Here is a 19,669-nt window from a genome sequence, read left to right as displayed (position 1 = left end):
ATGCAGGGTGCGGTGGTGGCTGCTCGCGGGGCAGGACGGCTCACGCGACGGCCGGTACGGCGGGTACGGCGAGGACACGATCGCGGACGGCGGCGAACCCGGCGAGGGCGCGGCCGAGGTGTTCCTCGGTCTGCACCGCCGTGTAACTGGTGCGCAGCCGGGGCGAAGCGGCGGGCGGCAGTACCGCGTTGACGTACACCCCTTCTTCGATGAGCAGGTTCCAGGCGTTGAGGGTGTTCAGCTCGTCGCCCGTCTCGACGGGTACGACGGGAGTGGAGCCGGCGCCCACCTCGTAGCCGAGCGCGCTGAGTTCGCGGCGCATGTAGGCGGCGTTGTCGGCGACCGTGGTGCATCGCCAGGGCTCCTCGCGCAGGATGCGCAGGGACTGGAGCGCGGCGGCCGTGTTGGCGGGGCTGGCGCTGGCCGAGAACATCAGGGCGCGGGCGTGGTGGCGCAGGTAGTCGATGACGTCCGCGTCGCCGAGCACCGCGCCGCCGATGGAGCCGAACGCCTTGGAGAAGGTGAGCGTGATGAGCGGTACCTCGTCGGTGAGCCCGAAGTGCGCGCTGGTGCCGCGCCCCTTGTCGAGGACGCCGCCGCCGTGTGCGTCGTCGACCAGCAGGGTCGCCCCGAACTCCCGGCAGACCTCGACCAGTCGAGGCAGCGGGCAGAGGTCGCCCTCCATGCTGTAGACGCCGTCGACGACGACCATGACGCCGCCGCGGCGGGGCAGCCGGGCCAGCTTGTCGGCGAGGTCGTCGACGTCGTTGTGCGCGAACCACCCGATCTTGGCGCGGCTGAGCCGGGCGCCGTCGATGAGGGACGCGTGCGCCTCCTTGTCGACGAGTATCAGGTCGCCGGGGCCGCACAGGCCGGATATCGCGCCGAGGTTCGCCTGGTAGCCGGTGGTCAGGACGAGGGCGGCCTCCTTGCCGAAGAACTCGGCCAGTTCGCGCTCCAGTTCGTCGTGCAGGTCGAGGTTGCCGTTCAGGAAGCGGGATCCGGTGCAGCCTGCGCCGTAGCGGGCCGAGGCCTCGGCGGCCGCGGCGACCACCCGGGGATCGGTGCTCAGTCCCAGGTAGTCGTTGGAGCCGCACATGACGACCTCGCGTCCGTCGGCCATGCGGGCGGTGCCGGCGTCGCGGCCGTCGAAGTTGAGGAAGTACGGGTACAGGCCCGCGTTCCTGGCGTCCCGCGCCCTGGTGTAGGACGCGCACCGCTCAAGCAGAAGACTCACTGGATTGCCCTTTCTGAGAACCGTACGAAGGCATGGCTGAGCTCGGAAGCGGAATTCTTGTTGCCATCTCGCGAACGACCATGTCGAGAATGCTGGAAAGCGAGGTCGGTTCCGGGCACGGCATCGTTGCCGGCCACTCGGAATGGAGCGAGATAAGTGAGGTGGGACGTTCCGCGTGGATGTCGCGGAACTCCTTCATCGACCGGCTCTGTCCCAGCTGTTCCAGAGCAGCTGAATGACCGAGGCAATGTCGCAGACCACAGTCCCGACAGCGCTCGCGATCTTGTACACGTGTCCCCCTGGCATGGCCATAGGGCATGGCGCAGCGGTCGACTTCGTCGACGCCCGCAGCGACATCCCCCGTGAATGTGCTGGTGGGTCGGTATGCGAGTACCTCCGGCGATGACCCTCCGGGAGCACTCAGAACGATCCGACTCGTTCCAAGCTAGAGTCGCGGTCGTGGCTGAGTCAAGTGACATTCGGTTTAACAGTTTCATGCTCAACTAAACCCCAAAGGGGAGTCCTTGACTCCGTTTATGGTTTCGAGCAGTTGTTGGACAAGCCGTCGTACGGCCGGTTATGGTCCGGACGCTCCACGCCCGCACAATGCGGCCGAATCCGAATCGGGGGAAAATCTGTGGGACGCCTGTGGGAGATTCAGGAAAGCGCCCTGGTGAATTCGGGAAGAGAAGACCTTTACGCCGCGATTTCCCGGGTCCGGAACATCGGGAGCTGGAGCCCGGAGTGCTTCGCGGTGTGGCACCGCGGACCGGTCGCGGGCGCGGGGGCGAGGTTCGTGGGCTTCAACCGCAGGGGCCTGTTCGTCTGGTTCACGACCTGCCGGGTCGTGGTCGCCGACGCGCCGGCCGAGTTCGCCTTCAAGGTCACCACGTTCGGGCTGCCCGTCGCGCTGTGGGGCTACCGGCTGGAGCCGGAGGGAGCCGGCACCCGGGTCACCGAGTACTGGCGCGACCTGCGCACCGGCCCCGGCGCACGGCTCACCGAACTGCTCGGGCGGGTGTTCACGGGCACCCGGCCGACCGACCGCGCCGAGGTCAACCGCGCCGGCATGCGCAGCACCCTCCAGCGCATCAAGACCGCCGTCGAGGCCTGACCGGCCACCAGAGCCGAGGCCCGACCCGCGAGAAGAGAGGCACTCCGGACATGGAGTCCACGACGGACATACGCTCCTTCGCTCCCCTGCAACAGCGCATCCGCGCGGCCGGCCTGCTCCAGCGGCGCACCGGCTACTACGCCGTGAAGTTCGCCGTGAACACGGCGCTGTTCGCCGGTTCCTGGGCGGTCTTCGCCCTGCTCGGCGACTCGTGGTGGCAGCTCGCCACGGCCGTGCTGCTCGCCTTCGCCTACGGGCAGACCGGTCTGCTCGGCCACGACGTGGGTCATCAGCAGGTCACCCGCAGCCGCCGGGCCATGGAGGTCCTGGGCCTGCTGCACGGAAACCTGGCGCTGGGCTTCAGCTACGGCTGGTGGATGAGCCACCACACCAAACACCACAACCATCCCAACCACCTGGACCTCGATCCGGACATCCTGCGCCGGGTCGTCGCCTTCTCCCCGCGCCAGGCCGACGGGGTCTCACGGCTGCGCACGTTTGTAATTGACCGTCAGGCGGCTTTGTTCTTCCCGCTGTTGGGCCTCGAGTCCGTCGGTCTGCGGGTCGGCTCGGTGATCGCGATCAGGCGCGGGGTGCCGCGCCGCCCGCGCCTGGAACTGGCGCTGCTGGCCGTGCACGCCGTCGCCTACCTCGCCGTGGTGTTCCTCACGCTCGCCCCGCTCACCGCCGTGGCCTTCGTCGCCGTGCACCAGGGCCTGTTCGGATTCTACCTGGGCTGCGTCTTCGCCCCGAACCACAAGGGCATGCCGGTGCACGACGGCGAGGAGCCCGACTGGCTCAGCCGCCAGGTCCTCACCTCGCGCAACATCCGCAGCTCACGGCTGCACGACTTCCTGTACGGCGGGCTCAACTACCAGATCGAGCACCACTTGTTCCCCGGCATGCCCCGCCCGCACCTGCGTCGCTGCCGGCCGCTGGTCATGGCGTACTGCGCCGAACTCGGCCTGCCCTACTACGAGGTGGGCGCCTTCCGCTCGTACCGCGAGGTGCTGGCGCATCTCGCCGGAGTCACCCGCGAGGTGGAGCGGCTCCGTCGCCCATCGCCCGCACTCCGTCCAGCAGCACCCGGACCAGCTGGGCGCTGAAGTCCTCGGCGACGGGCCGGCGGCGGACCAGGATGCGGATCCACAGCGCGCCGGTGAGCGCGTCCACCAGGAGCGCGGGGTCGAAGTCGGCGCGCAGCTCCCCGCGTTGCACGGCACGCGTGAAGAGCGGCTGATGCCGGCCGAGCCGGTCCTCCAGGAAGGACGTCGCCAGTTCGCGCATCGCCGGATGCCGTACCGCCCCCACCAGGGCCGCCTCCACCACGGCCCGCCGGTGCTCGTCGGCGAGCAGGTCCCGCACCCGCGCGGCGAGCGCGGTCAGGTCGCCGGAAAGGCTGCCGGTGTCGGGGAGTTCGAAGGCGAGGGTGCCCGAGTGAAGGAGCGCGTCGCGCAGCAGCTCCGACTTCGACGGCCACCAGCGGTAGATGGTCGTCTTGTTGACGCCGGAGCGCTGGGCGACGCCCTCGATCGTCAACAGGTCGTAGCCCTGGGCGGCGAGCAGATCGAGACAGGCCGTGAAGATCTCGTCGCGGCGCCGGGGGCCGCTCTGCGTGTGCGCGTTCCGGGTGGCGTCCGTGCGCGTCCTGCCCACACCTGCCTGCTTCTCGTCCGCCTGCTTCTCCTTCGCCGTCATCCCTGTCCTCGCATCCGTCTGCTCGCATCCCGTCGCCTCGCACGCCGACGCCGGCCCGAGACCGAACCGAACGCAACGTTGTGTTGCGGTGGATCCTATCCGCCTTCTACTATTGCAACGCACCGTTGCGTTGCATTCTCGGGTCCACTGTGAACAGGGGGAATCGCATGAACCCGACCACCCGACTCGTCTGTCTGCCCTACGCGGGCGGTTCGGCCGACGCCTACCGGCCCTGGTCGACCTGGCTGCCCGACGGCTGCGACCTGCTCACGCCGGACCTGCCAGGACACGGCCGCCGACTGCCCGAGACACCGCTGGAGACCCCGGCCGCCATCGTCGCGGACCTGCTGCCCCGGCTCGGCGACCCGGCACTCCCGCTGGTCCTGTTCGGGCACAGCATGGGCGCGCTGCTGGCCTACGAGCTGTGCCAGACCCTGTGCGCCCACGGCACACCGCCCCGCGCACTCGTCCTCTCCGCCCTCGGCCCGCCCGAAGTCCTGCGCGCGGAGCGGGAGTTGGCGGACGACGCGGACGCGCTCCTCGCCCATGTGGCACGGCTCGGCGCCACCCCGCCGGAAGTCCTCTCCAGTCCAGCGATGCGTGCCCTGGTGCTGCGCCCCCTCCAGGCGGACTTCCGCCTGCTCGCCGCGGCTCCTCGGACGCCCGCCAGGACGGTCTCCGTGCCCTTGTACGCCCTCGCCGGGGACCGGGACCCGGTGCATCCGCCGCACGAGGTCGCCCAGTGGGAGCGGCACGCGGCGCGCTGGCAGGGCCTGCGCGTCCTGCCCGGCGACCACTTCTTCCCCTGGCAGGGCGACGCCGTGCCCCGGCTCCTCGCCGACCTCGCGCACCCGGCCAAGTGCCTTACAGCACAGAGCCCTTGAACACCGAACACCGCCCTTGAACACCGGCAAGAACACCGCCGACAACAACGTACGGGAAGCGAAGGAGAGGTGGCACCCGATGCGGGCCACAACCGTGTGGAAACAGCCCCGTGCCTGGATCGTGGTCGTCCTGGGCTCCCTGCTCGCCGCCCTGGCCACCGTCAGCTATCTGGGCCCCGCCGCGGACCCCGAAGGGCACCTGCACGGCCTGCCCCTGGTCCTCGTCAGCGAGGACGCGGGCACCACCGGACCGACGGGCGCGGTGAACCTCGGCCGGCAGGTCACGCAGAAGGTCACCGCCGCCGACGCCCGGGACGACCGGGTCGAGTGGACCGTGGTCCCCACGCGCGCCGCCGCCGAGAAGGCCCTGGAGCGCGAGGACGCCTACGCCGCGCTGGTGGTGCCCGGCGACTTCAGCCGCCGGTCCCTCTCCCTGCTCGGCGCCGGGCAGGACGTCCGCCGCCCGGCCCTGGAGGTGCTCAGCCATCGGGGTGTCGGACCCATGGCCGCGTCCATGGCGGACAAGGCGGTACGGCAGGCCGCGGCGGCCGTGTCCCAGCAGGTGGGGACCCAACTGAGCACCCAGGCGGCGAAGTCCGCCACGCAGGGCGCCCAGGCGGCGGAGCCCGCCACGAAGGACACCCGGGCAGCGGAGCCCGCCGCCAAGAGCGCTCCGGCTGCCCCGACCGCTCCCGGCTTCCTCGCCCTCCTCCGCGACCCCGTCGAGGTGAAGGCCACCGTCCAGCAAACCGCGGGCGGCTCCGCCGGGTCCACGTCGGGCACGATTCCCCTCTACTTCACCGTGGCCCTGCTCATCTCCGGGCTGCTGCCCGCCACCCTCCTGACGATGCTGGTGGACGCCCGGCTCGGCTATCTGCCGCTGGAGATCGGACCGCGTCGGCTGCTGCGGCCCGTCGTCCGCATCTCCCGCTCGGCGACCTTCCTCGCCAAGGCGCTGCTCGGCACCGTGATGGGCTTCGCCGCGGGGGCCGTGGTCGCCGCGGTGGGCCTGTCCAGCACGGGCATCGACACCCCGGCGCAGGGCGAACTGGTCCTCTTCTGCGGCGCGGCCTGCGCCGCGACGGCCCTGGTCACCCTCGCCCTGTTCGCCGTCTTCGGGATGCCGGGCCAGGTCCTGGCGCTGCTGCTGATCACGTTGGTGGGTATCCCGCTGTCCGGCGGTGCCATCCCCGTGGAGGCGCTGCCGGGCACCCTGGACACGCTGGGCGGTCTGCTGCCGGCCCGTCATGTCGCCGACGGAGTGCGCTCGTTGATGTTCTTCGACGACGACGGCGTCCGGTCCTCCCGGGCCTGGGCCGTGCTGGCCGCGTACGCGGCGGGAGCGGTCGTCGTCGGCCTGGGACTCAGCCACTGGTACGACCGCCGCGGCTACCACCGGGCCAGGACCCACGAGTTCCAGCCGGCCGCGCAGCCCGAGCCGGCCCTGTCGTGACGCCGCCACCCGCCCCTCGAAGGTGAAGACCAGCCATGGCCACGTTCCTGACGATCTCGGGCAGCCCCGCCCCGGGCTCCGCCACCGATCACGTCCTGTCCCAGCACGTCACACCACGGCTCGTCGCCTCCGGGCACCGGACCGAGCACCTCGTCCTCAGGGAACTGCCCGCCGCGGCCCTGCTCTTGGGGCATCTCCACCACCCCCGCCTGACGCACGCGGCCGAACTCCTCGGCGCGGCCGACGGGATCGTCGTGGGGACTCCGGTCTACAAGGCCGCGTACTCGGGACTGCTCAAGACGTTCCTGGACGTCATGCCCCGAACGGGCCTGGCCGGACGGCGCGTTCTGCAACTCGTGGTGGGGCACTCCACCGCCGACGGCCGGCTGACCCACGAGGCGTTGGACACCGTCCTGGCCTCCATGGGGGCGAGCACGCCGACAGAGCGCTGCTTCGTGCCCAGCCGCACCGCGCGGGCTCTTCGGAATCCGCCGCGTGAGACCACCTCGCGTGAGGCCACCGCGCATGAGGTCACCGCGCATGCGGCCATCGGGCGCGAACTCGACGCGGCAGTCGACCGGTTGTGCACCCCGGCGGCCGACCGACCCGAGAAGAGGGCGGCATGACGCCCGGGTCCGAGACCGGCCGAACCGTCCGCCCCGGTCTGTGGGTCTACGGCGAAGACACCGCGCCGCCGATCGTGCTCGTGCACGGAGTCCGGGTCTCGGCAGCCATGTGGACACCCCACGCCCGCCGCCTCGCGCCCGAATTCCGCGTGAGCGCCGTCGACCTGCCGGGGCACGGAGCGCTCAGGGACCGTACGTTCACGCTGGCCGACGCGGCGGCGGAACTGGACGACGCGGTGCGCGAGGCGACGGAATCGACGGGTCGCAAGCCCCTGGTCGTCGGCATGTCCCTCGGCGGGTTCACGACGATGGCCCACGCGGCACGGTTCCCGGGCCACGCGGCCGCCCTGGTCCTGTGCGGCGCCACCGCCCAGCCCCGCGGCCTCAAGGGCCTCGCCTACGGGGCCGCGGCCCGGCTGAACGACTTCATCGGGCCGGAGCGCGGCGCCGCCCGGGACGAACGGCTCTTCCGCCGCCACACCACCCCGGAGTGCGCGGCGGCCGTCCTCGCCGGAGGGCTGGCCATGCGCGCTTTCGGAGAGGCGGTCCGGGAACTGCGGCAGGTCGACTTCCTCGCCCTCGCCGCCCGTCTGAACCGTCCCACCCTCGTCGTCAACGGCCGCTCCGACCTCGTCTTCCGCGCCGACGAGCGCGCCTTCGTGAAGGCCCTGCGCCGCGGTGGCGCACCGGTACGGCTCCGCCACGTCCGCGGCAGTCACCTCTTCCCCATGCAGGATCCGGACGTGTTCGTGGCCCTGGTCTCGACAGCCCACAGGGAATTGACGGAACGTCAGTGACAGGCGCGCCCGATGGGAACGCAACAGCGGACAGGAGCACGGCGATGAGAGAGACGAGGGCCCTCGGCCACGTGATGGTGACCGGAGGGTCGAGCGGCATAGGGCTGGCCACGGCCCGGCTGTTCGCGGAGCGCGGCGCCAAGGTGTCCCTGATCGCGCGGGGCGAGGAGCGACTGGCCGCGGCGGCAAAGGAGTTGTCGGCCGTCGCCCGCCCGGCCGACGTCGCCGCCCGCCCCGCCGACGTGGCCGACCGGGAGGCCGTGACGCGGGCCGTCACCGAACTCGAGGAAGAGCAGGGGCAGCCCTGCGACGTCCTGATCAGCTCGGCCGGGCTCGCCCGTCCGGGGCGGTTCCTGGAGCTCTCGGACGAGGTGTTCCGGCAGATGATCGACGTCGACTACTTCGGTACGTTGCACGCCCTGCGGGCCGTGGTCCCCGGGATGGTCGAGCGCGGGCGGGGCAGTGTGGTCGCGGTGTCCTCGGCCGCCGGCCTCCTCGGCATCTACGGCTACAGCGCCTACGGACCGGCCAAGTTCGCGGTCCGCGGGCTCATGGAGTCGCTGCGGGCCGAGCTCACACCGTGCGGCATCCACGTCGGTGTCGTCTTCCCGCCGGACGTCGACACCCCCCAACTCGCCGAGGAGAACCGCTGGAAGCCGGCGGAGACCCGGGCGGTCGGCGGCACGATCAAGCCGATCCCGGCGGAGCAGGTCGCGCAGGCGATCGTGAAGGGCATCGACCGTCGGCGTTTCCTGATCTGCCCGGACCTGGGCACCCGCGCGCTGTCGAGGTTCGGCAGCGTGCTGACGCCCTTGCTCAACCGGGAGTTCGACCGAAGGGTCAGAGCGGTCAGGAAGTCCGGGCCGAACTCCTGACCGTGCGCAGCGGGTTGGGCAGCGGCAGGTAGCGCGCGTCGGCGCCGTCCGCGCCCGTCCAGCGGAGCAACAGGTTGGTCTTGCCCGGCAGTTGGGGCGCGGTGAGCAGGGCGGCGGCCTCGGGCAGGTCGTGCCGGGCCAACTCGCGGCGCACGGCGGGCCACGGGTCGAAGCCCGGCCGCGGTTCCGCCAGCGCGCCGGCGACCTCGATGAGGTTGTTGACGACCAGGCAGTACACGAGCCGCTCCCAGCCGGCCTCCCGCGACACGTCCGACAGCAGCTTCACGCCCTCCGCGTCCCGGAAGAGCGCCTGCACCGGGGTGCCGTCGGCGTCGACGGCGACCAGGGTGTTCTGCAGATGCGCCTCCAGTACGACGCCGTATTCGCCGAAGGCCGTCAGGCACGGCGGGACCACCGCCCGCAGATACGCCTCCCACCAGGCCGCGGGATCCGACAACTCTTCCAACGGACTGCCCTCGAAGCCCTCCACCAGGCCCGCCGCGAGCAGCGGTGTCGTCCCGGGCGCCAGATGGCCGCGCAACCCGTCACGCACGAGGACGGCGAGCTCCTCGAAGGCGAAGTCGGCGGTGCGGTAGCCGCGGTCACTCAACCAGGCTGCCGGGGTCTCCGTCGCGGCGGAAGCCGAAGCGACCGCAGCGCCCTCGTCCACCGATGCGGACGCCGAAGGCACCCCGGCACCCTTGTCCATCGCGGCGAACGCCGAGGTCACCGCCGCGTCCGTGCGCCGCAGTTTCAGCAGGTCGTGGCGCCACAGCCGGCGGATGTCGTTGGTGATGCGCACATCGAGGCTGAACTTCAGGAACAGGTCGCGCTCGGGGGCGTACACCGTGCGGATCGCGGCCGTCGGCCAGGTGTCGAAGGCGGTCGTGCCGAGGCGGATCAGCCGGCCGTCCGCGAAGGCCGCCGCGAGGTCGGCGCCGAGCAGGTCGAGCTGCCAGGGGTGGGCGGGCAGCAGGCGGTAGCCGGGCGGGGCCTCACCGAGGGTGTCCAGCGCCGAGGTGTCGCCCTCCTCGACGACGGTGTCCGCGCGCACCCCGAGCAGCGTCAGCGGGAAGTCGGCGTACGCCTCGGGGGCGTACGGCAGCCAGCCGGCCACCGGGCCGCCGCCGCGCGCCTTGGGGGCCGGGTGGTAGGGGTGGCCGGTGATCAGCGACTGCTCGGAGCGCCGGTACGGGTCCTCCGGCGCCGTCGCCCCGGCGCGGGCGGTGAGCAGCGCGGCGACCGCGTCCCGGCTGTCGGTGATCTCGGCGGGCAGCTCGTGGTTGGACAGGCCCGTCGTGCGGCGCAGCTCCTCGGCGACGAGTTTGACCAGCTCGGTGTGGCCGACGCGGTGCCAGCGGCCGGCCGCGTACACCTCGGGCTCGGCCGGTCGTCGCTCGCCACGCACGCGTAGGAGACGATTCACGCCGGGCAGACGGTACTCGTGGCGCCCGCCGCGCTCGGTGAGCGGCTCGGCCACCTCGCGCAGCAGGCAGTTCAGGAGCGGTGCGGCGGCGTACGCGTCGGCGCGGGCCGGGACATCGGCGTCGTCACCGGCGGCCGGGGGGATGAGAACCACGCGATCCACTCGATCCATTCGTGCCCAGAGGTCCGTACAGGCGAAGATGATCAGTATGTATGCCGTCACTCCCCGTTCGTGACGCCCTACTCGTACCCGAGGAGCCCGCCCGTGCACCGTCCCCACCCCACGGAGGCCGTGGTCGCCGACGAGCTGGCCGTCGTACGTCCCGACCTCCTGTCACGGTACGCGGCCGAGCTGCCGGGCGCCCGGGCGGCCGTGCTGACCCGGCTGTGGCGGGCGCTGGCCCATGAGCCGCTGCCGTGGATCACCGGCCGCGCGCCGGGCCGCGAGGGGACCACCCTGCGCCTGCGCGACGGCCGCCGGCTGCACGGGCCGCTCGCCGACCCGTACGCCACGTCCGGGTACGTCACCGTCGTACGACTCGACGAGAGCGCCTACGACCATCCGGCGCGGTTGATGACCGACCTCGGCGTACCGCACGGCACCGGCTTCGCGACCGAACTGGCGCACAGCGTCGCCTCGTTGGCGCTGTCACGGGCCGATCAGGAGGAGCCCGCGAAGGAGTGGCCGGCGAGCGACTGGGAGTGGGAGCAGCGGGTGGTCGACGGGCATCCGTACCACCCCAACTGCCGTTCCCGGCCCGGCTTCTCGGTGGCCGAGCAGCTCGCCTACGGGCCCGAGCACCGGCCGGTCGTCGAACTGGGCCTGGCGTCCCTGCGGGCGTCGGAGTGCCTGGTGACGGGCGTCTGGCCGGCCGAGATGCGGGACGGGGAGCGGCTGTTGCTGCCCGTGCATCCCTGGCAGGCGCACCACGTGCTCAAGCGGACCCGCAACGAGGGTCCGCGCGCCCACCCGTTGATGTCGCTGCGCACGCTCGCCATGCAGGACGGCCCGCACGTCAAGACGGCGCTCAGCGCCCGACTGACCTCCTCGGTGCGGGACATCTCGGTCTACTCGATCGGCATGTCGGCGACCCTGTCCGCGTTCGCGGAATCCCTCGCCGCCCGCTCGGACGGACTGCTGCACGTCACCCGCACGTTGGGCGCGGCCACCGCGGACTCCCCCGATCTCGCGGCCGTACTGCGGGAGTCACCGCAGACGTACGCGGCCACGGAACGCGGCGAGCGGGTCGTGCCGGTGGCCGCGCTCGCCACCACCGAGCTGCCCGATTCCCCCGCCTGGCTCGCCGAGTTCACCCGCCTCACCCTCACGGTCGGTTTGCGCCTGCTGGAACAGGGCGTGGCCCTTGAGGCACACGGCCAGAACCTCCTGGTCGTCCTGTCGGACTCGGGTGCCCCCCTGCGCCTGGTCTACCGCGACCTCGCCGACATCCGGGTCAGCCCCGTCCGGCTGGCCCGGCAGGGCATCCCGGACCCCGGGCTGACCGGCCGGGTCGTCACCGACGACGAAACGTCTCTGCGCCGCAAGCTGTTCGGGTCCCTGGTGGCCGGGGCGCTCGCGGCCACCGCGGGTTCGGCACCGGCGTTGCGGACCGCGCTGGAGAGTGCCGTACGACTTCTGCCGCGCACCCCCGACGTGGCCGCGCTGCTCGAAGAGCCGCTGCCCGCGAAGGCGTTGACGCTGATGCGGCTGTCGCCGGGCACTCCCGGGGACCAGTGGATGGAGCTGCCCAACCCCCTTCGCTGACCGCCGTTTTGGAGCACGGCACCTTTGATCAATAAGATCCGCCGATGATCAGAACTCAACGGCTGGCGGCAGGAGTGTGCGCCCTGCTCGCCGCCATGGCGGCCGGGCTCGCGTTCCCGGCCGCGGCAGCCGCCGGCGAACCCACGGGCGAGAGCGTCGCGAAAGTCGATCTCGTCCTCGACGTCAGCGGGTCCATGCGGGCCCGGGACATCGACGGCGGGACCCGGATGGCGGCGGCGAAGCAGGCGTTCAACGAGGTGCTCGACGCGACGCCCGAGGAGGTCCAGCTCGGCATCCGCACCCTCGGCGCCAACTACCCGGGCGACGACCAGAAGACGGGCTGCAAGGACACCGCGCAGCTCTACCCGGTCGGTCCGCTGGACCGCACCGAGGCCAAAACGGCGGTGGCGACCCTGTCGCCGACGGGCTGGACGCCGATCGGTCCCGCGCTGCTCAAGGCGGCCGACGACCTCGGCGAGGACGCGGGCTCCAAGCGGATCGTGCTGATCAGTGACGGCGAGGACACCTGCGCCCCGCTCGACCCGTGCGAGGTGGCCCGCGAGATCGCGGCCAAGGGCATCGGCATGACCATCGACACCCTCGGCCTGGTGCCGAGCACCAAGCTGCGCAAGCAGCTCAGTTGCATCGCCGAGGCGACCGGCGGGACGTACACCTCGGTCGAGCACACCGACGAACTCACCGACAAGGTCAACCAGTTGGTGGACCGGGCGGCCGACCCGGTGGTGACGCCGGTGGCCACCGAGGGCGCCGACTCCTGCGCGAAGGCGCCGACGCTCAAGTCCGGTCTCTACACGGACCGCGAGGAGTTCGGACAGCAGCGCTGGTACCGGGTGGACGTCAACCCCGGTCAGGAGCTGCGCACTTCGGTGAGCGTGTCGGCGGACCGGGCGATGAACCCGGACTACGGCGTGCTGCTGCGGGCGGTCACGACGCACGGCCGCGAGATCGTGCGCGGCGAGGCCTCGGGCACCGGCCGCACGGACGTGATCTCGACCGGGCTGCGCTATCCGAAGGCGGAGAGCGACGACGAGGACGCCCCGGCCGAGGCCGTGTGCATCCAAGTCACCAACTCCTACTCGGCGGCGGCCGGGGTGAAGACCACGCCCGGTATGCCGGTGGAGCTGACGGTGGACGTGGTCGACGCGCCCTCGAAGGCGAGCGACGTGGCCTCCTTCGGCCTCGGACGCGGCTGGTGGCTGCTCGGGCTGCTGGTGCTGGTCGGCTTCCTGGCCGGCGTGCTCTGGGGCTGGCTGTCCCGCTGGCGGCTCGCGGTCTGGAGGACCAACTGATGCGGATCACACGAGTGTTGGGCGCGGCCCTGCTGACGCTGGGCCTCGCCGCCTGGCCGGCCGCGGCCGACTCCACCCCGTCGCCGAGCGCGTCGGACGACACCTCGGCGCCGACCTCGGCGGGCACGTCGTTCCGTACGGCGGCCGAGTTCGAGCAGGGCCAGCAAGCCACCGCCAGTGCCTCCACGGGCGACTACCTGTACTGGTCGTTCCCGGCGGACGCCGGTCAACGCCCCACCGTCAAGGCGACGGTGAAGCTGCCGGACGCGCACGCCGCCCAGACCTGGCAGCTCGACGTGTACGACGGACTGCGCCGCCGCCAGGCCTGCCAGTACGGGGCGCAGTCCCGCACCGCGGCCCAGGGCGCGACCTCGGTCGAGCTGTCCTGCACGCTGCGGACCGTCCGTGCCTGGTCGGAGACCTGGGCGAACGACCCGCTGCCGGGCACGTACTACCTCCGGCTGACCGCGGTGAACCTCGCCACGGCCGACCTGGGTCTGCCGGTGAGCACCGAGGTGCGGGTCGACTCCAAGGACGTCGGCGGTTCGGCGGCGGTGGACGGCTCGCTGGCGAAGCCGCTGGTGCCGGGGATCGCGGTGAAGTCCGACTCCGAGGACGGCGAAGAGGATTCGTCGACGTCCGCCGTGCTGTCCAGCATCGAGCCCGATGACGGCTGGTCCTCCGGCTGGTGGTCCGACCGCTGGGTGTGGACCGCGGTGGGCGGCGTGCTGGCCGCGCTGGCCGGCGTCGGCGGATACGCGCTGACGCGCGGTTCGGGACGTCCGTCACGGATGCCTCCCGGCGCCTGACGGTACGTCAGGAGGCCCGCCGAACCTGGGGTACGGCGGGCCTCCTGCATGTCCGGAGGCTCCACGGTCCGCAGCACTCCCGGCGTCCTCAGAGATCCCGCAGCACCTTCGCCAGCATGCCCTCGCCGGTCACCTCGATCCGTCCGTCCCGCACCGCCTCGGCCACGCTCGACTCCCCGGCGCCGACGGCCACGCACGTCCCGATGTCCAGGACCAGCCGGGCGTCGGGCTCGCCGGGCGCGGGTCCGTCGCCGTAGACCGGGCCGTCCTCGGCACCGACGTACAGGTGGAAGTCCCCCTCGTCCAGCCGGACTTCGACGACTCCCTCCCCCACGTCGCCCAGCTCGCGCAGGGAGCGCAGCATCGGCAGAGCGAACCAGTGGGCGCGTACCGCGTCCGTGGGGCGCCGCTCGCCCAGCTCGGCCTGCCCCCATGCCCCGAGCGCTTGCAGCACCGGCAGCAACTCCCGGCCGCGCGGGGTGAGTTCGTAGACGTAGGCCGCGCCGGGCGGGGGCAGCCGGCGGCGGGTGGTGAGGTCGTCGCGTTCCATGCCCTTCAGCCGGGAGGCGAGTACGTCCGTGCTCACGCCGGGCAGGTCGGCGTGCAGGTCCGTGTAGCGGCGCGGTCCTGCGAGCAGTTCCCGGACGATCAGCAGGGTCCAGCGGTCGCCCACGACGTCGAGGGCCCGGGCGGCGGAACAGTACTGGTCGTAGCTTCGGCGTGGTGACATGCGACGCAGTCTAGACATGTCGTTGGACTTTCCAAGCTCGAACTTGGTAAAACCAAGCAACACACGTAACCGGAGGGGCGAGCGCGCATGGAGTTCCGGCAGTCGAACAAGCTCAGCGAGGTCTGTTACGAGATCCGCGGCCCGGTGATCGAGCAGGCCAACGCGTTGGAGGCGGCGGGCCACAGCGTGCTGCGCCTGAACACCGGCAATCCCGCCCTGTTCGGCTTCGAGGCGCCGGAGGAGATCCTCCAGGACATGATCCGCATGCTCCCGCAGGCGCACGGCTACACGGACTCGCGCGGCATCCTCTCCGCCCGCCGCGCCGTCGCCCAGCGCTACCAGGAGCGTGGCCTGGAGGTCGGGGTGGACGACGTCTTCCTCGGCAACGGCGTGTCCGAGCTGGTCTCGATGGCCGTACAGGCGTTGGTCGAGGACGGCGACGAAATCCTCATCCCCGCTCCGGACTTCCCCCTCTGGACCGCCGTCACCACCCTGGCCGGCGGCAAGGCGGTGCACTACCTCTGCGACGAACAGTCGGACTGGTACCCGGACTTGGACGACATGGCGGCGAAGATCACGGACCGCACCAAGGCCGTCGTCATCATCAACCCGAACAACCCCACCGGCGCGGTCTACCCGAAGGAGATCATCGAGGGCATCCTCGATCTGGCCCGCCGGCACGGCCTGATGGTCTTCGCCGACGAGATCTACGACCAGATCCTCTACGACGACGCCGTGCACCACTCGGCCGCCGCGCTCGCCCCCGACCTGGTGGTTCTCACCTTCTGCGGCCTGTCGAAGACGTACCGCGTGGCGGGGTTCCGCTCGGGCTGGCTGGTGGTCACCGGACCGAAGCAGCACGCGAAGAACTACCTGGAGGGCCTGACCATGCTGGCCTCCATGCGGCTGTGCGCCAACGCGCCCGCCCAGTACGCCATCCAGGCCGCGCTCGGCGGCCGCCAGTCCATCCACGAACTGACCGCGCCGGGCGGCCGGTTGAACGAACAGCGCAGCGTGGCCTGGGAGAAGCTGAACGAGATCCCCGGTGTGTCCTGCGTACGGCCCAAGGGCGCGCTCTACGCGTTCCCACGTCTGGACCCCAAGGTGCACAAGATCCACGACGACGAGAAGTTCGTCCTGGACCTGCTGCTGCGGGAGAAGATCCAGGTGGTCCAGGGCACCGGCTTCAACTGGCCGACCCCCGACCACTTCCGCATCCTCACGCTGCCGTACGCGGACGACCTGGAGGCGGCCATCGGTCGGATCGGGCGGTTCCTGAGCGGATACCGGCAGTAGTCGCCGCCTGTTTGCCGATTCGCGGTCGCGGCGCGGGGGGATGCCATAGAGTGCCGCCACTGATCTCGGGGATCGGGGGATGGGGGAACCCCAGATGTTCATGTCTCCTCGGCGTGCTTCACGCACGCCGTCGGACTTACGCAACCGGCTCGCTCTGCTGGTCCTGCTTCTCGTCGTCGTGGGCAGCCCGTGGGTGCAACGGCCGGTCAGCGACTACTACTTCCGGCGCTACTACGCCCTGCTGATCGACGACGGGCCCCGACGCTGGTTCGTCCAGGCGGTGTTCGTGCCGGGCTGGGGCTACTCCCCCGACAATTTCGGCGGCGTCGGCTACCTGCTCGTGAACGACGTCGCCACCGTGCTGCTGCTCGCGGGGATCGTCTTCCTCACCCTGCGGCTGTCGGCCCGCCGAGGGCCCGGGGTGATCGGCAGTCTCCTCGCGGGCGTACTGGCCTCGGAGTTCGTGGCCCTGCTGCAGTGCGCCCTGCCCGGCGCCTTCGTTCCGGACTCCTGGGACCTGGCGTTCTCCGGCGAGCTGACGAAGAACCTGCTGCGCTCGGGCCTCATCTTCGGGCTTGCGGTCGGCGTGCTGCTCGCCCTCCTCACCGCCCGTTCGCCAAGATCGCACGCCGCCAAGCCAGTTGACGTCGCGAAGGCGTCACTCCGTCGGAGGAACAAGGGAGGGCTCGGTATGACGACCGCGCCGGGCTACATGCCGGTCGGGAGCGCACCGGGTGACGTCACCCGCTATCTGTGCGCCGCGGCCTACGTCGACGAGGGGTTCGCCGACCGGGTGGTGGAGGGTGTCCTGGCCGACGAGGCCAGCGCCGTGGCTCCCTCACCCGGTGTCGATCTGGTGGCGGTGACGCGCCACTGTCTGTCGGCCCAGGACCTCCGGTACCAGCGTGATCTGCGTCTGGCGACGGCCTTCGGGGCCGTGGCCCTCCTGGCACCGCTGTGGCTCGTCTTCGTCATGGTGTTCCTGTCGGTCGCCCAACGGGGCGGCGTACAGCAGAGCTTCGCCACCCGCGGCCAACGCCAGCCCGGCAGCCGCGTGTTGGTGAACACCGCCGTCACGGTCGGGGTGGTGGTGATCTTCGCCTTCTACCTCGGTGTCGTCTTCTCGTCCCTGCCCGTGGGCGGCTTCGTGAGCTGGCTGCTCGGCTCCTACCTCGCCGGGGTGCCCGCCGTCCTCGCGTCCGTCGGCGCCGCGGGATTCGCGTACGCGACCGTCGTACGGCACGACCTCGACGTCGACCGGCTGCTGCGCACCACGATGACCCGCGAGACCTTCGCCCGGCAGCCCCGCCCGACCGTTCCCCGGCGCAAGTGGATCGCCGCGCGGCTGGCGGCCATCAAGGAGGCGCGGGACGGCAACGTCACCGTGTACAGCGGTTACAGCCCCTTCATCGGCTACTCGGCGACCAGCTCCAAGTGGACCGTCGCCGTACCGCTGTTGCCCGCCGAGGACCCCGTCGGGATGAGCCGACGCCCGGCCGAGCCACGGCCGTTCACGGTCGCCGAACTCGTCGGCCACGTACGCGAACAGCTCCGCCTGGTGGCCGTGCGCGACGGCGCCGACGGGACGCCGTCGGACCGGGCCTCGGTGCCTGTCCCGGGCCCGACGCCGGCTTCGGCCGACGGGGAGTCCCTGGGCTCCCTCGTCATCGAGGACCGGATCTTCGCGAGCGGCACGACCATCGGTGACGACGACCGGTTTATCAGAAGCACGACGCTCGCCCCGGCGGCCCGCCTGTCGCCCGAGGCCGTCGAGCGGATCATGCTGCGTCCGAGCGGCACGGTCCGGCACTATCTCGCGATCCATGTACCGCTGTGGGGCGGCGACGTCGTACCGAGCGTCTTCCTGCACTTCTCGACCCTGGGCAGGACGCTGCACCTGCACATCGACAACCACGTGCTCGGCCCGGTGAGCGCCGCGTACCACGTCGTGGACCGCCTGCGCGACCCGCTCACGCCCGAGCGGCAGCGCGGCCTGCTGGTGACCGCCCTCTTCCACACGGCCCCGGCGTTCTTCGCCGCGCCGTTCCGGGCCCTGCGCCACGCCCGTTTCGAGGCCCGCCACAACCGGCGGATGTCCGACGAGATCAAGGCCATGGAGCAGGACCCGGTCTACGACTACGGCGCCCGACTGAGCATCCGCGAAACGGCGTTGAGCCCCGACTACCACAACTACTTCCAGGTCGTGGACGCCGAACGGATCACGTCCCTGGTGCAGCGCCACACCTTCGCCGCCATCCGCGAGTTCCTCGACGCGCGCGGCTACGACACCAACGACTTCCGCGCCCAGCAGCAGACCATCCTCAACCAGGGCCTCATCCAGCAGGGCGGGACGAGCATCATCGGCAACCAGGCGATCGGGACGGGCGCGACCGCCACGCAGAACATCCCGCAGCAGCCCGGCGCGACCGCCCTCAGCGGCGCCGGCGGCTCCGGCGGCTCCGGCGGCTCCGGCGGCACGAACAAGTAGGGGGTCCTCATCATGCAGAGCGACGACGGCCGACTCGATCCTCCCGTCAACAACGGTGTCGTGATCAACGGCGGCACGCAGTACGTGGGCAACCAGGCCGTGGGACACGGCGCCCAGGCGTTCTCGGGCTCGGTCTCCTTCCAGCCGCAGGACGCCGAGCAGTCCGCCCGTACCACCCAACTCCTCGCCTACGTCGAGCAGTTGCTGACAGAGCACCGCGCGGCCCTCGCCGACCCCGAGGCCACCACCAGGGAGCTGCGACGCCTGCGCGAGGAACTGGAGGAGCCCGAACCGCAGCCGTCGGTCCTCCAGCGCGCCCTCGACCGCCTGAACGCGTTCGTCCAGCCGGTGACCCCGCTGGTCGTGGCGGTCGGCCAGCTCACCCAGTCGGTACAGGGGCTGCCGGGACTGTCGGGGCACTGAGACCCGAAGGGCAGGGGCCTCGGGACGGCCGTCCGGCCCAGCCCGTCCTGCGGGTCTCCGGCACCCTGTGGCACGGTGCCGGTAGGCGAGCGGGAAGGGCGCGGACGTGGGTGATCTCTTTCTGGTCCGGCACGGGGAGACCGAGTGGTCCCGGTCCGGCCGGCACACGGGTTCGACGGATGTGCCCCTGACCGAACACGGGCGCGAGGAGGCCCGGTGGCTGGTCCCACTGATCCGCTCGCACCGCATCGGCGCCGCCTTCGTCAGCCCGATGCAGCGGGCGCGGGAGACGGCGGAACTGATCGGGGTGCACGACGCCCGGGTCGATGTCGACCTGCGCGAATGGGACTACGGCGGGTACGAGGGCATCACGACCGTCGAGATCCAGCGCACCCGTCCGGGCTGGTTCCTGTTCACGGACGGGGTCGCGCCGGGCCCGCCGGACCATCCCGGGGAGACCCCGGAGCAGGTGGGGGCACGCGCCGACCGGGTGCTGGCCCTGGTGGACGCGGCACACGCCAACACCGAGGGCGTCGTCCTGCTGGTGGCCCACGGCCACTTCCTACGGGTGCTCACGGCCCGGCGGCTGGGGCTCGCCCCGTCGGCCGGGGCGCTGTTCCAGCTGGCGACCGGGACGGTGTGCCGACTGGGCACGGAGCACGGGCGACCGGTGATCTCGGGGTGGAACGTCCGGCCCCCGTCGTAATCACCGCCGCCCGCACTGTCAGACCCCGGTCGT

The 19,669-nt window shown here is 71.5% G+C and carries 18 protein-coding genes; 14 read left to right on the top strand and 4 right to left on the bottom strand.

The annotated features are described in order from the left end of the window. Nucleotides 1–40 precede the first annotated feature (40 nt). Nucleotides 41–1,237: an aminotransferase class I/II-fold pyridoxal phosphate-dependent enzyme gene (locus tag ACWD5F_RS30320; protein WP_451259152.1), complete on the bottom strand. Its 1,197-nt coding sequence runs from the start codon at nt 1,235–1,237 to the stop codon at nt 41–43. A 472-nt stretch (nt 1,238–1,709) separates the two neighbouring features. On the opposite strand from ACWD5F_RS30320, the gene ACWD5F_RS30315 reads away from it, so the two are divergent. Both ACWD5F_RS30315 and ACWD5F_RS30310 read left to right on the top strand, forming a co-directional pair. After that, nucleotides 1,710–2,351, top strand: a complete 642-nt coding sequence (locus tag ACWD5F_RS30315) for an SRPBCC family protein (protein ID WP_451259150.1) — start codon at nt 1,710–1,712, stop codon at nt 2,349–2,351. A 50-nt stretch (nt 2,352–2,401) separates the two neighbouring features. Then, nucleotides 2,402–3,457, top strand: a complete 1,056-nt coding sequence (locus tag ACWD5F_RS30310) for a fatty acid desaturase family protein (protein ID WP_451259148.1) — start codon at nt 2,402–2,404, stop codon at nt 3,455–3,457. Here ACWD5F_RS30310 and ACWD5F_RS30305 read toward each other — a convergent pair. Then, the gene (locus tag ACWD5F_RS30305) at nt 3,381–4,049 is read right to left on the bottom strand and encodes a TetR/AcrR family transcriptional regulator (protein ID WP_451259146.1); all 669 of its coding nucleotides are present in this window, start codon (nt 4,047–4,049) and stop codon (nt 3,381–3,383) included. The genes ACWD5F_RS30310 and ACWD5F_RS30305 overlap by 77 nt on opposite strands. A 167-nt stretch (nt 4,050–4,216) precedes the next feature. On the opposite strand from ACWD5F_RS30305, the gene ACWD5F_RS30300 reads away from it, so the two are divergent. The 5 genes from ACWD5F_RS30300 to ACWD5F_RS30280 all read left to right on the top strand — a co-directional run bounded on the left by ACWD5F_RS30300 (nt 4,217) and on the right by ACWD5F_RS30280 (nt 8,684). Beyond that, on the top strand, nt 4,217–4,933 hold the full coding sequence (locus ACWD5F_RS30300; RefSeq protein ID WP_451259144.1) for a thioesterase II family protein: 717 nt from the start codon (nt 4,217–4,219) through the stop codon (nt 4,931–4,933). Nucleotides 4,934–5,012: 79 nt separating this feature from the next. Beyond that, entirely contained in the window at nt 5,013–6,386 is a 1,374-nt protein-coding gene (locus ACWD5F_RS30295; protein ID WP_451259142.1) for an ABC transporter permease, read from the top strand. A gap of 35 nt (nt 6,387–6,421) precedes the next feature. After that, nucleotides 6,422–7,012 carry an NAD(P)H-dependent oxidoreductase gene (locus tag ACWD5F_RS30290; protein ID WP_451259140.1) on the top strand — a complete coding sequence of 197 codons (591 nt, stop codon included), beginning with the start codon at nt 6,422–6,424 and terminating at the stop codon, nt 7,010–7,012. Continuing rightward, nucleotides 7,009–7,809, top strand: coding sequence for an alpha/beta fold hydrolase (locus ACWD5F_RS30285; protein WP_451259138.1), 801 nt, complete (start codon nt 7,009–7,011; stop codon nt 7,807–7,809). Before ACWD5F_RS30290 ends, ACWD5F_RS30285 begins: the two co-directional genes overlap by 4 nt. A gap of 44 nt (nt 7,810–7,853) precedes the next feature. Next, nucleotides 7,854–8,684 carry an SDR family oxidoreductase gene (locus ACWD5F_RS30280; RefSeq protein WP_451259136.1) on the top strand — a complete coding sequence of 277 codons (831 nt, stop codon included), beginning with the start codon at nt 7,854–7,856 and terminating at the stop codon, nt 8,682–8,684. Here the strand turns inward: ACWD5F_RS30280 and ACWD5F_RS30275 are convergent. Next, nucleotides 8,659–10,272, bottom strand: coding sequence for an IucA/IucC family protein (locus ACWD5F_RS30275; RefSeq protein ID WP_451259134.1), 1,614 nt, complete (start codon nt 10,270–10,272; stop codon nt 8,659–8,661). The two genes, ACWD5F_RS30280 and ACWD5F_RS30275, sit on opposite strands and share 26 nt — an antisense overlap. Before the next feature lie 102 nt (nt 10,273–10,374). Between ACWD5F_RS30275 and ACWD5F_RS30270 the strand changes: the two genes are divergently transcribed. From ACWD5F_RS30270 to ACWD5F_RS30260, 3 genes are read left to right on the top strand one after another with little or no spacing between them, the layout of a single operon-like run. Continuing rightward, the gene (locus ACWD5F_RS30270) at nt 10,375–11,874 is read left to right on the top strand and encodes an IucA/IucC family protein (RefSeq protein ID WP_451259132.1); all 1,500 of its coding nucleotides are present in this window, start codon (nt 10,375–10,377) and stop codon (nt 11,872–11,874) included. A gap of 44 nt (nt 11,875–11,918) precedes the next feature. Then, entirely contained in the window at nt 11,919–13,184 is a 1,266-nt protein-coding gene (locus ACWD5F_RS30265; protein ID WP_401718165.1) for a VWA domain-containing protein, read from the top strand. Then, a complete protein-coding gene (locus tag ACWD5F_RS30260; protein WP_451259130.1) occupies nt 13,184–13,993 on the top strand; it encodes a hypothetical protein in 810 nt (269 codons plus the stop codon). Before ACWD5F_RS30265 ends, ACWD5F_RS30260 begins: the two co-directional genes overlap by 1 nt. Nucleotides 13,994–14,081: 88 nt before the next feature. Here ACWD5F_RS30260 and ACWD5F_RS30255 read toward each other — a convergent pair whose 3' ends face one another. Beyond that, entirely contained in the window at nt 14,082–14,723 is a 642-nt protein-coding gene (locus tag ACWD5F_RS30255; protein WP_451259128.1) for a winged helix-turn-helix transcriptional regulator, read from the bottom strand. A gap of 87 nt (nt 14,724–14,810) precedes the next feature. Between ACWD5F_RS30255 and ACWD5F_RS30250 the strand changes: the two genes are divergently transcribed. The 4 genes from ACWD5F_RS30250 to ACWD5F_RS30235 all read left to right on the top strand — a co-directional run bounded on the left by ACWD5F_RS30250 (nt 14,811) and on the right by ACWD5F_RS30235 (nt 19,636). Next, the gene (locus ACWD5F_RS30250; RefSeq protein WP_450354075.1) at nt 14,811–16,019 is read left to right on the top strand and encodes a pyridoxal phosphate-dependent aminotransferase; all 1,209 of its coding nucleotides are present in this window, start codon (nt 14,811–14,813) and stop codon (nt 16,017–16,019) included. Between the two features lie 79 nt (nt 16,020–16,098). Next, complete coding sequence (locus ACWD5F_RS30245; RefSeq protein WP_451259125.1) at nt 16,099–18,507, top strand: hypothetical protein; 2,409 nt, start codon at nt 16,099–16,101, stop codon at nt 18,505–18,507. A gap of 12 nt (nt 18,508–18,519) precedes the next feature. Next, nucleotides 18,520–18,930: a hypothetical protein gene (locus ACWD5F_RS30240; RefSeq protein ID WP_451259124.1), complete on the top strand. Its 411-nt coding sequence runs from the start codon at nt 18,520–18,522 to the stop codon at nt 18,928–18,930. Nucleotides 18,931–19,036: 106 nt separating this feature from the next. Then, nucleotides 19,037–19,636 (top strand): histidine phosphatase family protein, encoded by a 600-nt coding sequence (locus ACWD5F_RS30235; RefSeq protein WP_451259122.1) that lies wholly within the window; start codon nt 19,037–19,039, stop codon nt 19,634–19,636. Nucleotides 19,637–19,669: the final 33 nt, after the last annotated feature.

This window comes from Streptomyces sp. NPDC002499 (assembly GCF_053595415.1).
The sequence above is the reverse complement of the archived record's forward strand: the minus strand, read 5'-3'. Positions and strand labels throughout refer to the sequence as shown.